General features: G+C 45.7%; 14 protein-coding genes. 11 read left to right on the top strand and 3 right to left on the bottom strand.

Annotation, left to right across the window (positions count from 1 at the left end):
• Entirely contained in the window at positions 1 to 1,299 is a 1,299-nt protein-coding gene (locus tag AACM02_RS06765; protein ID WP_339116452.1) for an MFS transporter, read from the bottom strand.
• Between the two features lie 105 nt (positions 1,300 to 1,404).
• On the opposite strand from AACM02_RS06765, the gene AACM02_RS06760 reads away from it, so the two are divergent.
• Positions 1,405 to 2,013 carry a hydrolase gene (locus AACM02_RS06760; RefSeq protein ID WP_332457399.1) on the top strand — a complete coding sequence of 203 codons (609 nt, stop codon included), beginning with the start codon at positions 1,405 to 1,407 and terminating at the stop codon, positions 2,011 to 2,013.
• Between the two features lie 30 nt (positions 2,014 to 2,043).
• On the opposite strand, the gene AACM02_RS06755 is transcribed toward AACM02_RS06760, so the two are convergent.
• Positions 2,044 to 2,379 carry a zinc ribbon domain-containing protein YjdM gene (locus AACM02_RS06755; RefSeq protein ID WP_332457398.1) on the bottom strand — a complete coding sequence of 112 codons (336 nt, stop codon included), beginning with the start codon at positions 2,377 to 2,379 and terminating at the stop codon, positions 2,044 to 2,046.
• Positions 2,380 to 2,644: 265 nt separating this feature from the next.
• Here AACM02_RS06755 and AACM02_RS06750 point away from each other — a divergent pair, with 265 nt between their 5' ends.
• A complete protein-coding gene (locus AACM02_RS06750) occupies positions 2,645 to 3,595 on the top strand; it encodes an IS30 family transposase (protein WP_238866016.1) in 951 nt (316 codons plus the stop codon).
• Here the strand turns inward: AACM02_RS06750 and AACM02_RS06745 are convergent.
• Positions 3,564 to 3,815: a LiaI-LiaF-like domain-containing protein gene (locus tag AACM02_RS06745; RefSeq protein ID WP_339116451.1), complete on the bottom strand. Its 252-nt coding sequence runs from the start codon at positions 3,813 to 3,815 to the stop codon at positions 3,564 to 3,566. The genes AACM02_RS06750 and AACM02_RS06745 overlap by 32 nt on opposite strands.
• A gap of 280 nt (positions 3,816 to 4,095) precedes the next feature.
• Between AACM02_RS06745 and AACM02_RS06740 the strand changes: the two genes are divergently transcribed.
• The 9 genes from AACM02_RS06740 (at position 4,096) to fabD (ending at position 13,780) form a co-directional block, all read left to right on the top strand.
• Positions 4,096 to 4,677 (top strand): hypothetical protein, encoded by a 582-nt coding sequence (locus tag AACM02_RS06740; protein WP_339116450.1) that lies wholly within the window; start codon positions 4,096 to 4,098, stop codon positions 4,675 to 4,677.
• Positions 4,674 to 5,372 carry a DUF2461 domain-containing protein gene (locus AACM02_RS06735; protein WP_339116449.1) on the top strand — a complete coding sequence of 233 codons (699 nt, stop codon included), beginning with the start codon at positions 4,674 to 4,676 and terminating at the stop codon, positions 5,370 to 5,372. The genes AACM02_RS06740 and AACM02_RS06735 overlap by 4 nt, the downstream gene beginning before the upstream one ends.
• A gap of 10 nt (positions 5,373 to 5,382) precedes the next feature.
• Entirely contained in the window at positions 5,383 to 6,195 is an 813-nt protein-coding gene (gene ispE / locus AACM02_RS06730; protein ID WP_332457411.1) for a 4-(cytidine 5'-diphospho)-2-C-methyl-D-erythritol kinase, read from the top strand.
• A complete protein-coding gene (locus AACM02_RS06725; protein ID WP_339116448.1) occupies positions 6,192 to 8,726 on the top strand; it encodes a prolyl oligopeptidase family serine peptidase in 2,535 nt (844 codons plus the stop codon). The genes ispE and AACM02_RS06725 overlap by 4 nt, the downstream gene beginning before the upstream one ends.
• 34 nt (positions 8,727 to 8,760) lie before the next feature.
• Entirely contained in the window at positions 8,761 to 9,561 is an 801-nt protein-coding gene (locus AACM02_RS06720; RefSeq protein WP_339116447.1) for an inositol monophosphatase family protein, read from the top strand.
• Positions 9,562 to 9,567: 6 nt separating this feature from the next.
• Positions 9,568 to 10,365 (top strand): zinc transporter ZupT, encoded by a 798-nt coding sequence (gene zupT / locus AACM02_RS06715; RefSeq protein WP_214062222.1) that lies wholly within the window; start codon positions 9,568 to 9,570, stop codon positions 10,363 to 10,365.
• A 67-nt stretch (positions 10,366 to 10,432) separates the two neighbouring features.
• Positions 10,433 to 10,993 (top strand): helix-turn-helix domain-containing protein, encoded by a 561-nt coding sequence (locus AACM02_RS06710; protein WP_332457414.1) that lies wholly within the window; start codon positions 10,433 to 10,435, stop codon positions 10,991 to 10,993.
• A gap of 71 nt (positions 10,994 to 11,064) precedes the next feature.
• The gene (locus AACM02_RS06705; RefSeq protein WP_339116446.1) at positions 11,065 to 12,720 is read left to right on the top strand and encodes an AMP-binding protein; all 1,656 of its coding nucleotides are present in this window, start codon (positions 11,065 to 11,067) and stop codon (positions 12,718 to 12,720) included.
• A gap of 178 nt (positions 12,721 to 12,898) precedes the next feature.
• Positions 12,899 to 13,780, top strand: a complete 882-nt coding sequence (gene fabD / locus AACM02_RS06700; protein WP_332457416.1) for an ACP S-malonyltransferase — start codon at positions 12,899 to 12,901, stop codon at positions 13,778 to 13,780.
• Positions 13,781 to 13,835: the final 55 nt, after the last annotated feature.

The following is a 13,835-nucleotide window of genomic DNA, read 5'->3' as shown; positions in this document are numbered from 1 at the left end:
TTACAACGATTTCTTGAACGATTCGGAGAGGCGGTGATATGCCCTGGTGCGGAAAGCTAGCAGTGAAAGAAGAAGCATAAAGAGACCCGCTAACACAAACGTAAGCGCTATACCCCGGGCGTTTCCCTCTCCCAGCAGCCAGCCGAAGGTTTGTTTTCCGGCATCGCTTTCCATAAAAGGAATAATGGAGAATTGCGCAATCGGTCCGATCAGGTAGCTTGAAACTGGAGTGGCTGCCGACTCCACGGTCTGTGCAAAGCCAAAAACCCGGCCTTGTTTGATCTTCGGTACAACGGTTTGAATGATGGTTTGTTCTGCAGCCTCGATGAACGGAACGAAAAACATATACAAAAAAATTCCCGCCAGAAACAGCCATGCCCATTCGCGAACGGTAAAAAGTAAACAGATAAGGCTTCCAATAACATAGCCGTAGAGCAATGTCCGTAACGGTTGTTTGCCCAACCCTTTTTTCGTGATGGCCATCCCCCCAAAAATAAAGCCTGTTCCGGTGATGCCGAGAACAATGCCCCACATCTCTACCGAGAACATTTCCAGCCCGTAGGGATCGAGAAGAACCATGATCACTCCGCCGATAAAGTTGTTGAACGTAGTGAAAAAGATAAGGGCCATTAACCCGGGAACGGAACGTATGGCCTTTATGGCGCCTTTAAAATCCACTTGTTTATTGAGGACTTCGGGATCGTGATGCAGGTGGTCTTCCGGTATCGGGACGAAAAGCAGGTGCGACAGAGCCAGTCCCGATAAAATAAGCGTGATATACATGGCCCATTCAAGCCCCAGCCGGCCGATCACCAGTCCGCTGAAAACCGTGTTGGCTATCATTCCAACACCCTGAACCATTCCTACCATCCCATTGGCTCGGGCATAATCCTCTTTCGGTACCAGGATGGATACGGTGGTTGAAAGCGCTATCGAACGAAGGTTGCTGACAAGCGCGCTCAATAAGATGGAAAGGGAGAAAATCCAGAAGGCGGATGACGATATATCGGCAATTTCTTTCCGGTCGAAAAACAAGAAGACAGAACCGGCAAGTAGCAGAAAAATAAGGGCTACAATAGATGAAATAGCAATGACCTCCTTTTTCCGGTGTTTGTCCACAATCGTGCCGAAAAACATTCCCGAAAGGGTGACGAGTGTCATGAAAGTCCCGCTGAGGATAGAGAGAATAAGTACCGAATGCGTTTCCAGGTAAAGCCAGAAAGACAATGCACTCCACAGAAAGAAAGTGGAGGTGTTGGCTACGGCTATGTTGATGAGCACATGGAGAAATCGTTTCATTCGTGTATCCCGGAAAACAGACTTTTAAACAACACAACTGATTTTTTGTTCGGACGGTAATTTTGCGGAAAATGGTTATCTTTACGCGAAAAAAATGTAAAACGTATGGTGTTTGAACATTTACCTGAGGACAATACCGGTCGTTTAGCCCCTGGAATCACCCGCCGGGAAGCTTTTGCGCTGGTGGAAAAATACAACAAGGAGTCGTTTCATATTCAGCACGCGGAGACGGTTGAAGCCGTGATGCGTTACTTCGCCACTAATCTGGGGTATGTCGGTGAGGTGGATTTTTGGGGGTTGGTGGGTTTGTTGCACGACTTGGATTTCGAACAGTTTCCGGATGAGCATTGCATCAAAGTCCGCGAAATATTCGATGACGAGGGCATTGATCCTCAGCTAAAGCGTGCTGTGGTTTCCCATGCTTACGGGTTTACGCAACACGATGTAAAGCCTGTACATCAGATGGAGAAAGTGCTTTACGCCGCCGACGAATTAACCGGGTTAATCGGCGCTGCCGTTTTGATGCGCCCCAGCAAGAGTACGCTCGATTTGACGGTACAGTCGTTAAAAAAGAAGTTCAAGGATAAAAAGTTCGCTGCAGGGTGTTCGCGTGAGGTCATCCGCAAAGGAGCCGATCTCCTCGGCTGGGAGCTTGATTACCTGATGGAGGAAACCATTAAAGCGCTCCAGGGAAAAGAGAGGGCGGAGCTGTAAAAGCCCACTGTGCCCTCCCCGCTTGTTTGTTTATTTCTTTAAAAAATCGGTGAGGATAAAAATAGTTTGTCCGTCAACTTTGGCCTGCACGTGCGTAGGATCGTCTGCTGAAAGACGGATTCCGCGTGCCCGGGTTCCCCGTTTTACTACCATGGACGAACCTTTCACCTTTAAGTCTTTTATTACGGTAACATCGTCACCGTCAAAAAGTTCGTTTCCGTTGCTATCCAGTACCTTTTTCGAATTTTCGGCTGCTGTCATGTCTTCTTGCGTCCATGCGTGAAAACATTCCGTACAATGGAATAACGTGCCGTCGAAATAAGTAACCGCACTTTGGCATATTGTACAATGGGGAGTTTGAGTCATGTTGTTCTAAATTGTTTTTCCCAAAGATAGGGCTTAACTGCCAAAATTCAAAATTACCATAATTTCTTGTCCCCGGAAGGGACTAAGTTCAAGATAGAAGTGCAAAAGATTTGATTACATTACACTTCTTATCTTAATTGTTTTTTTCCAAAATCCCCTTTCAAAAGTGCTTAAGGGGTTTTGAAAAAAACAATTAGTCAATCAGCAACATAAAAAAATAAAAAAGGAGACCGAAGTCTCCCTAAAATTAACTATTATGTTGCTTATGAAAAAATACAAACAGTTAACTTCAGAACAAAGATATGCTATTTATTTAGGCTTACAAAACGGAACAAGCAAGTCTGAAATAGCCAAGCAGATAAAGGTAAATATTTCTACGGTTTATAGGGAATTAAGCCGTAACAAAAACAAAACTGGAGGCTACTCATGGCGTTTGGCACAAGAGATGGCCCAAGAGCGCAAAGAACGTTTACCGGGCAATAGATCGACATCGGAGTGGATTAAACAGAAAATAATCCGTCTCATTCGCAAAGATTGGTCGCCCAAACAAATCAGCGGATATCTCGCAAAATATGATCAAATATCTATCTCTCACGAGACTATTTATCAATGGATCAGGCAAGATAAGAAATCGGGAGGAAACCTTTACAAGCACTGCCGCCACAAGCTCAAATACAGAAAAAGACCCGTAGGTTCTGCCACTAACATACCCAACAGAAAAAGTATTCGCCAAAGGCCAAAAGAGGCCGACGGAAGCCGGTTTGGAGATTTTGAAATGGACACCATAATAGGAAACGGACAAAAGGAAATAATACTGACAATGACAGAAAGAAATACAAACTTTATAATGATGAGAAAACTGCCTATGGGCAAAGACTCTAAGCAGGTTTGCAAGGAAGTCATTGCTATGTTGCTGCCTTATAAGGACAAACTGAAAACCATTACAACAGATAACGGATCCGAGTTTGCAGCACACGAACTGATAACAAAAAAGTTGAAAGTACCGGTATATTTCACTGATCCTTATTCATCGTGGCAAAAAGGAGCTGTTGAAAATGCCAATAAATTAATCCGGCAATACATCCCAAAAGGAGCAACATTTAAAGATTATTCCGATGAGAAAGTAAAAGAAATACAGCATAAACTAAACAGAAGACCAAGAGAAAAATTAGACTTTAGCAATCCTAAAATAGAGTTTTACAAAAATTATTACTAAATTGCACTTGCTGGTTGACTCTAGGCTCTCTCTTAAAAAGGGCAATAGTTGCAAAAACGACAAATAAAACAGGCCAGGAAAACACGACGGAACGTAACGCCGGGTCGATCCAGCCAAAATTAAAAGCGAGAAACAACGTTCCCGCTAAAATCAGTAGAAAACCGAAAAGACCACCTTTCGATCTGCCCGAGAAATTCATTTGTTGTTCATTATTTTCCATAAGATATATTGTTTAAAACTTTTTTTACACAAAGATACATACAAAGTGAAGCATCCGGCAAGACAAAATCGATGAAACGAGGTATTTTTCCCGACGAATGAAGTAAAATACCGGATGAATCTTCTGTGGAAAGACACAAAGTCAGAAATCTTTAACACATTCAAACTGAAATTGAAGAAAAACAGGAGTGGCGCATGACTGAAAATATTTTTCCTGATTTTTCCGTTTCTGCCTAAAAACAGATACCTTTGAAGTTTAATCATCAATTAAATCAATCAAGATGAAACAGAGAACCTCATTTACAACTTTTGCTGTCGTTTTCTCATTCCTGGTATTTTCGGGATTTCTGGTATTTTCGGGCTGCACCGGTAGTTCACAAAAAGGAACGTTAACGGTTGACAACCTGTTGTCGAATCCCGGGGAATATGTTGGACAACCTGTCACGGTTGTAGGCCTTGCCACGCACGTATGTGCCAAAAGCGGCATGAAACTTTTTTTACAAGGCAGTACCGACGCGCAGAGCATTCGTGCAGAGTCGAACAGTACACTGGGAAAATTCAACGAAACGTGCGTTGACAACAAGGTGGTGGTAAAAGGCACATTGGTGGAAGAGAGGATCACGGAAGCCGATCTTCAGAAAATGGAAAAAGAAATTGTCGAAAACACAACCGTTACTCACGGTGAAGGCGGTGAAGGTTGCGAAACCGAGCAAAAAGCCGAAGGTGTAGCAGTGGGCAGCTCTGAAATGGATCGCGTGAACGAATTCCGTAAACGATTAACAGAACGCAAAACTTCAGAAGGAAAAGATTACCTGTCGTTCTATCACATCGCCGCCGACTCATACAGCATTGTTAAAAAATGAAAACCGTGCCGTCGTTTTCGGGATTCACACCCGAAACCATACAGTTTCTGGTCGATCTCAAAGAGAACAACTTTCGCCAATGGTTCGAAGATCACCGTGAGCTTTACGAGATTGAACTGCTACAACCCTTCCGGGCATTGGTAAACACGCTCTCGCCGGCCATGCACAACATAGACTCCTTGTTTGAATTCCGCACGCACAAGGTATTATCGCGTATTTACCGCGACATCCGTTTCTCAAAAAACAAAGATCCTTACAACGCCTGCCTGTGGATGAGTTTTCAACGCATGGGCACATCGTGGGAAAATTTTCCGGGTTATTTTATGGAGCTTAACACGGAGCATGTCATGCTGGGTATGGGGCTCTTTGCACCCAAGCGCAAAGTGATGGATGTTTTCCGGGAGAAGATTGAAGACGAACCCGACACTTTCCGGGAACTGGTTCAGAAAGATGTGTTTGGACGAGGTTTTTCGGTTGAAGGCGAAAGTTACAAGAAACCTGTCCACAACACCCTGTCCGACTTTTTTCAGCCCTGGATGAACCGGAAAGCTGTTTACGTGATGAAGACGCTTCCCGTTTCGGACGAAAGAATTTACAGCGATGCGCTCGCTCTTTTGCTTGCCGACGATTTCACTCATCTTGCCGGTCTATACCGGTTGATGGTGGAAGCCCGGGAAGAAGTTGCACCTCTATAAACATACTTGCATGATCTGTTTCCCCAACGCGAAAATAAATTTAGGACTAAACATTATTTCCAGACGTGGCGACGGTTACCACAACCTGGAAACCCTTTTTTATCCTATCGGATTAAGGGATGGATTAGAAATCGTTCCGTCAGGCCGGGAAGAAGATTTTCGTCTCTTCCAGACAGGAGCAACCATACAGGGAGATATGGACGACAACCTGGTCATAAAGGCCCTGAAACTGATTTCGGAGGAAAAAAAGATTCCCGGCATTGATATTCATTTATTCAAAAAGATCCCTTTCGGGGCAGGGTTGGGCGGAGGTTCATCGGATGCGGCATTTATGCTGAAATTACTGAACGACACGTTTTCCCTGGGTTATACCGTACCGGAATTGGAACAAAAAGCGGCGGAAATCGGTGCCGATTGCCCGTTTTTTATCAAAAATAAACCGGCTTTTGCAAAAGGGACAGGCAATCTGCTGGAAGAAGTGGAATTGGATTTGAGCAGCTACTTTTTCGTATTGGTAAAACCCGATATCACCGTTTCCACAAAAGAAGCTTACTCCCTGATTTCACCTGTGCCGCCGGAAATACCGCTTGGAGAGATCATCCAAAAACCGGTTTCCGAATGGAAAGGATTGCTGAAAAACGATTTTGAGCCGCCTATTTTCAAAAAATATCCCGAAATTTGCAGGATTAAAGAACAATTGTACGCCAAAGGCGCAGTATATGCATCCATGTCCGGCTCCGGCTCATCGGTTTACGGCTTTTTTGAGAAAGAGACGGACATAAGGTTTGACAATTGCTGGGTATGGAAAAATAAAGAATTATGAGATATAACCTCCTTCTGATCACACTGAGTGTACTATTACCGCTTTCGGCGCAACGGAACTTCATGCCGTCCGGCATCCATTCATTCGTGCCCATCACTGTTCAGCGACCGGTATTGCTGGACAGCACCGACCTCAAAGACAGCAAGTTTTCGGATGAAACGCTGCTCTCCTACTCCATTTCGTTTCCCGAACAGGAACGATTTACAACACTGTTGGAACCCGATACGGCAGGATTTTTCCACCTTCCGAAGCCGGAGAATGGATACGCGTTCCAGTTGCTTTCGTTCTTTGTTACCGGTGACCGCTACGGAAAGGGAAAACTAACCGTTACCTCGCCCAACCCGCTCGAACTTTACGTGAACGATGTAAAGCGTGCCACCAAAACGCAGGTAAACGACAGCCTCCATCAATCGGGGTCGGTTGATGCTTTCCTAAACGGTTTTACGAACAACGCGCGGATCATCATCAAACTATTGGCATCGGCCGAAAACAAAATCGATCCGGCCGTCAAAATCGAACTGAAACCCGACAAAGGAGATTCCCTGTTGAATTTCTCCTTCAACAACATCGACAAACGCCGCATCTCCATCAACGATATCCTGGAGGGGACGAGGGTAAACAGTTCTTCTGTCTCCCCCAGCGGCAGGTTTGTTTTGCTCAGTTTGAGGGAAACAATAAAAGGCGGAGAGAACCGTAATTATACCGAGATTTACGATACACGGCAGAAACGAACCGTTTTGTCGGAGACAGCCAATCGTTCACAACTCAACTGGATGCCTAAATCCGACATTTTGTATTATGTAGCGGACAACAACGACGGCAGGACAATGTACACGCTCAACCCGTTGACTTCGGAAACAAAAATCATTGCTCAACAGCTTCCGAAAGAAAATTTCCACGTGGCTCCCGACGAAAAATCGATGTTCTACTCGTCCAAAGAGACCCTGTCCGTCACTACGCCTAGTGGACTAAGAAGGCTTATCGGTATTGATGACCGCCAGGCCCATTATCGCGACAGGTTCTACCTCTACCGTTATTTTTTTGAAACGGGATTTGCCCAGCAGCTCACTTTCGGAAGGCAGACCGCTACGTTGAACGACGTTACCGATGACGTGAAATACCTGCTTTTCTCTACTTCGGGGGAGGACTTATCACAACGCCCTTTCAGCAAAAGCAACCTGTATATGCTGAACCTCGAAACAATGGCTGTTGATACCGTCTGGAAAGACCAAACATACACCTATTCGGCGCAGTTTTCTCCCGACGGCAAGCAGTTACTGATTCACGGCGCACCCGAAGCTTTCAACGGTATCGGATTGAATGTCAAAGAAGGACAAATCGCCAACAGTTACGACACTCAGTCTTTTATTATGGACCTGGCAACCCGGCGTGTTGATCCTGTAACGAAACATTTTGATCCCGCTATCAATGCCCAGGAATGGAACTCTGCGGATCATTCCATCTATTACCGCGTGGAAGAAGGAGACCGGGCCAACGTGTATCGCTACTCGCCCAAAACCAAGAAGTTCGACAAACTTCCCTTGAAAGAGGATGTTATCCGTTCGTTCAGCATCTCCGGAAACGGACGGTGGGCCGCTTATACCGGGGTGAGTGTTTCCAATTCCAACAGAAGTTACCTGCTTGACCTGAAAACAAACGAATCTACATTGATTTCCGACCCATATGCCAAACAACTCAACACCCTAGTCCTGGGCGAAGTGAAGGATTGGAAATTCACCAGTTCTTTTGGCGATGAAATAGAAGGCAGGTACTACCTCCCTCCCCACTTCAATCCGAACAGGAAGTATCCACTTATCGTATATTATTACGGAGGCACAAGCCCTACCTCCCGCGGTTTTGAAAGCACTTATCCGTTGCACGTTTATGCGGCACAGGACTACGTTGTTTATACGCTGCAACCGAGCGGAACCACCGGATACGGACAGGAATTCTCTGCCCGCCACGTAAATGCCTGGGGTGATCAAACGGCGGAAGAAATCATTGAAGGCGTACAAAAATTTGTTGCCGAACACCCGTTTGTGGATGGCACAAAAATTGGGAACATCGGGGCTTCATACGGCGGATTCATGACACAATACCTGATTACCCGAACCGATATGTTTGCCGCATCGGTTTCTCACGCGGGAATCAGTAACATTACCAGCTATTGGGGCGAAGGGTATTGGGGATATTCCTACAGCGCGGGAGCAAGTGCGGGCAGTTATCCCTGGAACAATCCGAAGCTTTACACGGAACAAAGCCCGCTCTTCCATGCGGATAAAATTAAAACCCCACTGCTACTGTTGCACGGTACCGCCGATACGAATGTCCCCATCGGCGAAAGTATTCAGATGTATACGGCACTGAAGTTGTTGAACAAGCCGGTGGAATTTATCCAGGTGGAGGGTGAAAATCACGCTATCTACGATTACGATAAACGCATCGCCTGGAACAACGCCATTTACGCGTGGTTCGCCAAGTGGCTCAAAGGTGATTCACGTTGGTGGGACTCGATGTTCGGAGAGAAATAGATTTATAAAGCTAATGTGAAGAATCTAAATAAAGATGATAGACATCAATAGAATACGTAATAACGTTGAACAGATTGCCTGTTCAACGGGAGAATTTCTGAAAGAACAGCAAGCACAATTGCATCAATCGGATATTGAACTGAAAGGTACGCGAAATTTCGTAACGCACATCGATACGGAAGTCGAAAAAATGTTGGTGAAAAAATTGGGAGAATTGATTCCCGGCGCTACTTTCCTTACCGAAGAGGGCACCGTCACTTACGTTGATGGACAGTACACTTGGATCATCGATCCACTGGACGGAACCACCAATTACGTTCACGGTGACACTCCGTTTTCTGTAAGTATCGCATTGATGAAGGACCGGGAGATTATTCTGGGAGTTGTCTACGACCCCGTTGCCGACGAGCTGTTTTCCGCTTCTGCCAAAGGTAAGGTTACCCTGAACGGGAATTCCTTTAAAACCAGTTTGCACCAAACGCTTACGAACGGATACATCGGGTTCGGGATCCCTTATTCCCTTGATGACCGGGGAGAGAAAATACTTAAGAACGCCGCGGGACAATTCCGAAAATGCAGTTTTCGGATCAAAGGCTCGGCAGCCATTGAAATCTGTTATGTTGCCTGCGGAAGAAGCGATGCCTATTTCCATTCAGGCCTCTCACCTTGGGATGTGGCGGCCGGAACTTTTATCCTGGAATGTGCCGGAGGCACATGCACCGATTTTTCGGGAGGCAGCAATTATATTTTCAACAAAGAACTGGTGGCCAGCAACGGAAAGATCCACCAGGAGATAATGGATAAAATCATCAATAACGGAGAAACTAACCCATAACCCGACATGGATAACCAAGTAGTTCTTACCGCATTTCTCCTTACGTTGTTTGCCGGACTTTCAACCGGCATTGGAAGCCTTATTGCGCTCATCGCAAAGCGTACCAATACCAATTTCCTGAGCTTCGCCTTAGGGTTGTCGGCAGGGGTAATGATTTACGTTTCATTTATGGAGATGTTGCCCAAGGCACTCGAAATGCTATCGGAGTCCTTTGGCGAAAAAATAGCAAACCTGTATATGCTTCTGGCACTTTTTGGAGGGATTGCCTTTATTGCGCTTATCGACTTCCTGGTTCCCAAATCGAGCAACCCCCATGAGATGCACGGTGTGGAAGAAATGAAGAAAAACAAGCTGCGGTTAAAACATACCGGTATCATTACCGCACTCACTATTGGCATCCACAATTTCCCCGAAGGGATTGCTACGTTTATGACAGCGATTAACTCGCTGGAAGTCGCTATACCCATTACGGTAGCCATTGCTATCCACAATATACCGGAAGGCATTGCTGTTGCTGTTCCCATCTATCACGCTACAGGAAGCCGAAAAAAAGCCTTTTGGTTATCGTTTTCATCGGGTCTGGCAGAGCCGGTAGGAGCCATTATTGCTTACCTCTTTCTGATCAGGTTCTGGAATCCCGTACTCGATGCACTTATTCTGGCTATAATTGCCGGGGTTATGATATATATATCGTTGGACGAACTACTTCCGAGTGCCGAGAAATACGGAAAGCACCACCTCTCGATCATTGGCCTGGTTACAGGAATGGTTATTATGGCGGTCAGTTTATATTTGTTTATTTGACAAGCACGATTGCTGAGAAATTGATTAACTTTGTACACTATCTATACACACTTTAACAACATCAGACATGACTACCGATATAAAAGCAATTGGAGAACGCATAAAAGGATTGCGCGACGCCTTGGATTTCACGCCCGGCGAAATGGCTCAACGCCTTGAGCTTGAAACAAGTGTCTATCTAGCCTATGAAGAAGGGAAAAACGACATTTCCATATCGCTCCTTAAGCGTATCGAGAAGGAGTTTAATGTGGACCTGGCTACGCTGATGTTCGGTACGGAGCCAAGAATGACCTCCTACTTCGTGACCCGTAAGGATCAAGGCCTCGCTGTTGAACGCGTTGCAGCATATAAATATCAGTCGTTGACGGCTGGATTCACCCACAATATGGGCGACGTCTTCATCGTAACGGTAGAACCAAAAGCAAAGGACACCGATTTTTTCTTAAATATTCATCCCGGACAGGAATTCAACCTCGTGCTCGAAGGAAGCCTACTTTTCCATCATAACGGTAAAAACATCACATTAAACGAAGGCGACAGCATTTATTTCGATTCCTCATTACCCCATGGGATGAAAGCGTTGAACAACAAAGCAGTGAAATTCCTGGCTGTGGTGATCGAGCCATAGGCTGATCAACAACGCAACCTATAACGTGCAGCTAATTAGTTACGCGAACAAATTACGTGAAGCAGAATTTTATGTTAGAAAAATTTTTAAAACAAATCTCGTTTTCATCGCATCAGGATTTTGTAGACAACTATGCAATCCAAGTTCCCGAGAATTTTAATTTCGCCTACGATGTGGTGGACGAATGGGCAAAAACACATCCCACCAAACGCGCTTTGTGCTGGACAAACGATAAAGGCCAACACAAAGACTTAAACTTTTCCCAGTTAAAAAAGTTATCCGATAAAACGGCATCGTTCCTCCTTTCCCTGGGCATACGGAAAGGCGATATGGTGATGTTGATTCTCAAACGGAACATCGAGTTCTGGCACGTTATCCTGGCTCTTCATAAAATAGGAGCCGTGGCTATTCCCGCCACACACCTGCTTACCGACAAGGACATTGTTTATCGTGCCAATGCAGCTGACATCAAGGCGATAATTACTTCACAAGACGACAATCTGATTGAGCACGTAAACGGGGCCATGCCAAAATCACCGTCGGTAAAATACCGGATTATGATTGGAAAGAACATTCCCGAAGGGTGGATTGACTTTCACAACGGCGTAGAGAATGCCGTACCGTTTGTGAAACCCGAACAGGTGAACAAGAACGAGGATATCATGATTCTCTATTTCACGTCGGGAACCACAGGACAACCCAAAATGGTCATCCACGACTTTACCTATCCCCTCGGGCACATCACCACCGCAAAATTCTGGCACAACCTGCACGAGAACAGCATACACCTGACCTTAGCCGATACCGGATGGGCGAAAGCCGTGTGGGGAAAACTCTACGGGCAATGGATTGTGGGTGCATGCGTGTTTGTGTACGATTTTGAAGGACGGTTCATCCCTGCCGATGTGCTCTCGATGATTTCGAAATACCGAGTAACCTCACTTTGTGCTCCACCAACTATCTTCAGGTTTCTCATTCGCGAGGAGCTGGACAAATACGATTTATCGTCACTGGAATACTGTACCACTGCAGGGGAAGCGTTAAATCCTTCGGTCTTCGAAACATTTTACCGGAAAACCGGAATCAAGATGATGGAAGCTTTTGGGCAGACCGAAACGGCTCCCACTGTCATTACTTTCCCCTGGATAGAACCTAAACCCGGTTCAATGGGTATGCCTAATCCCCTCTATAAAATGGATTTGCTTACATACGACGGTCGTTCAGCAGAAGACGGCGAGCAGGGTGAAATTGTATTTCGTACCGATGAAGGACGTCCATTGGCTCTGTTTATGGGATACTATCGCGATGAAGAACTCACACGCAGCGTATATACCGATAACCTTTACCGTACTGGCGATATGGCCTGGCGCGACGAAGACGGTTATTACTGGTTTGTAGGACGGACCGACGATATCATCAAAAGTTCCGGTTACCGAATTGGTCCGTTTGAAGTGGAAAGCGCCGTTATGACACACCCCGCTGTTGTGGAATGCGCCATTACCGGTGTACCCGATGAAATTCGCGGGCAAGTGATCAAAGCCACCATCGTTTTAGCACCACAATACAAAGAGAAAGCAAATGACGACTTGGCACACGATATTCAGGAGCACGTGAAAAACGTAACCGCACCCTACAAATATCCACGCATCATTGAATTCGTAAATGAACTGCCAAAAACCATAAGTGGAAAAATCCGACGGGTGGAGATCAGGGGAAACGACAGTTGATCCAAAACAAAATGCCTATTGAAACGTTAAACAGAAAATTTTAATGATATTCTTATGACACTAGCACGTAAGTCAGCTTGCACCCCACCTTCAACGACCGGATGGGAGTCAACCAGCCTCCCGCTTCGCTCAATTGTCATAACCACTTTAATAAAAAAAATTAAACGATAACAACCGTATGAAAAAAGCATATGTATTTCCCGGACAAGGAGCACAATTTGTCGGTATGGGAAAAGAATTGTACGAGACATCACCGTTGGCGAAAGAAATGTTCGAGAAAGCCAACGAAGTTTTGGGTTTCCGTATTACGGATTTAATGTTCGGAGGGACAGACGAAGATCTTCGCCAGACAAAAGTCACCCAGCCGGCTATTTTTCTTCATTCCGTAATTCTCGCTAAAACTATGGGAGGCGAGTTCAGTCCCAGTATGACTGCAGGCCACTCATTGGGAGAATTTTCAGCGTTGGTGGCCACCGGAGCCTTGTCGTTCGAAGATGGATTAAAACTGGTTTATAAACGTGCGTTGGCCATGCAGAAAGCATGCGAAAAGAACCCTTCGACCATGGCTGCCATACTGGCCCTGTCCGATGATAAGGTAGAAGAAATTTGCGCCGGGATCGACGAGGTAGTTGTTCCTGCCAATTACAATTGTCCGGGACAGATTGTAATTTCCGGATCGCTGAAAGGGATTGAAATCGCTTGCGAGAAAATGAAAGAAGCCGGTGCCAAAAGGGCTCTCCCGCTAAAAGTGGGTGGGGCATTCCACTCACCGCTCATGGATCCCGCTAAAATAGAATTATCCGAAGCAATTGCTGCGACCTCCTTCTCCAGGCCTTGTTGTCCGGTTTATCAGAATGTTTCTACAATCGGAGAGACCGACCCGGAAGTTATAAAAGCAAATCTAGTGGCACAGCTGACTGCTCCTGTAAAATGGACTCAATCGATTCAGAACATGATTGCCGACGGCGCCTCCGAGTTTATGGAGCTTGGCCCGGGAAACGTACTGCAAGGCTTGGTATCGAAGATCGATAAAAACGTAACTGTTTCGGGGAAACAATAAAAGTGACGACAGACTTCCAAGAGTCTAAAAGGGAAGCGGTCTGACATCCGATGTC

The sequence above is a fragment of the Petrimonas sp. genome (genome assembly GCF_963921705.1).
Lineage (GTDB): Bacteria > Bacteroidota > Bacteroidia > Bacteroidales > Dysgonomonadaceae > Petrimonas > Petrimonas sulfuriphila.
The sequence above is the reverse complement of the archived record's forward strand: the minus strand, read 5'-3'. Positions and strand labels throughout refer to the sequence as shown.

Excerpts from the sequence above, each read along its gene's own strand:
- AACM02_RS06755 (WP_332457398.1), bottom strand. The coding sequence starts at position 2,379 with ATGACTCAAACTCCCCATTGTACAATATGCCAAAGTGCGGTTACTTAT.
- AACM02_RS06745 (WP_339116451.1), bottom strand. The coding sequence starts at position 3,815 with ATGGAAAATAATGAACAACAAATGAATTTCTCGGGCAGATCGAAAGGT.
- AACM02_RS06735 (WP_339116449.1), top strand. The coding sequence starts at position 4,674 with ATGAAAACCGTGCCGTCGTTTTCGGGATTCACACCCGAAACCATACAG.
- AACM02_RS06725 (WP_339116448.1), top strand. The coding sequence starts at position 6,192 with ATGAGATATAACCTCCTTCTGATCACACTGAGTGTACTATTACCGCTT.
- AACM02_RS06705 (WP_339116446.1), top strand. The coding sequence starts at position 11,065 with ATGTTAGAAAAATTTTTAAAACAAATCTCGTTTTCATCGCATCAGGAT.
- AACM02_RS06750 (WP_238866016.1), top strand. The coding sequence starts at position 2,645 with ATGAAAAAATACAAACAGTTAACTTCAGAACAAAGATATGCTATTTAT.
- zupT (WP_214062222.1), top strand. The coding sequence starts at position 9,568 with ATGGATAACCAAGTAGTTCTTACCGCATTTCTCCTTACGTTGTTTGCC.
- AACM02_RS06740 (WP_339116450.1), top strand. The coding sequence starts at position 4,096 with ATGAAACAGAGAACCTCATTTACAACTTTTGCTGTCGTTTTCTCATTC.
- AACM02_RS06720 (WP_339116447.1), top strand. The coding sequence starts at position 8,761 with ATGATAGACATCAATAGAATACGTAATAACGTTGAACAGATTGCCTGT.
- AACM02_RS06710 (WP_332457414.1), top strand. The coding sequence starts at position 10,433 with ATGACTACCGATATAAAAGCAATTGGAGAACGCATAAAAGGATTGCGC.
- ispE (WP_332457411.1), top strand. The coding sequence starts at position 5,383 with ATGATCTGTTTCCCCAACGCGAAAATAAATTTAGGACTAAACATTATT.
- AACM02_RS06760 (WP_332457399.1), top strand. The coding sequence starts at position 1,405 with ATGGTGTTTGAACATTTACCTGAGGACAATACCGGTCGTTTAGCCCCT.
- fabD (WP_332457416.1), top strand. The coding sequence starts at position 12,899 with ATGAAAAAAGCATATGTATTTCCCGGACAAGGAGCACAATTTGTCGGT.
- AACM02_RS06765 (WP_339116452.1), bottom strand. The coding sequence starts at position 1,299 with ATGAAACGATTTCTCCATGTGCTCATCAACATAGCCGTAGCCAACACC.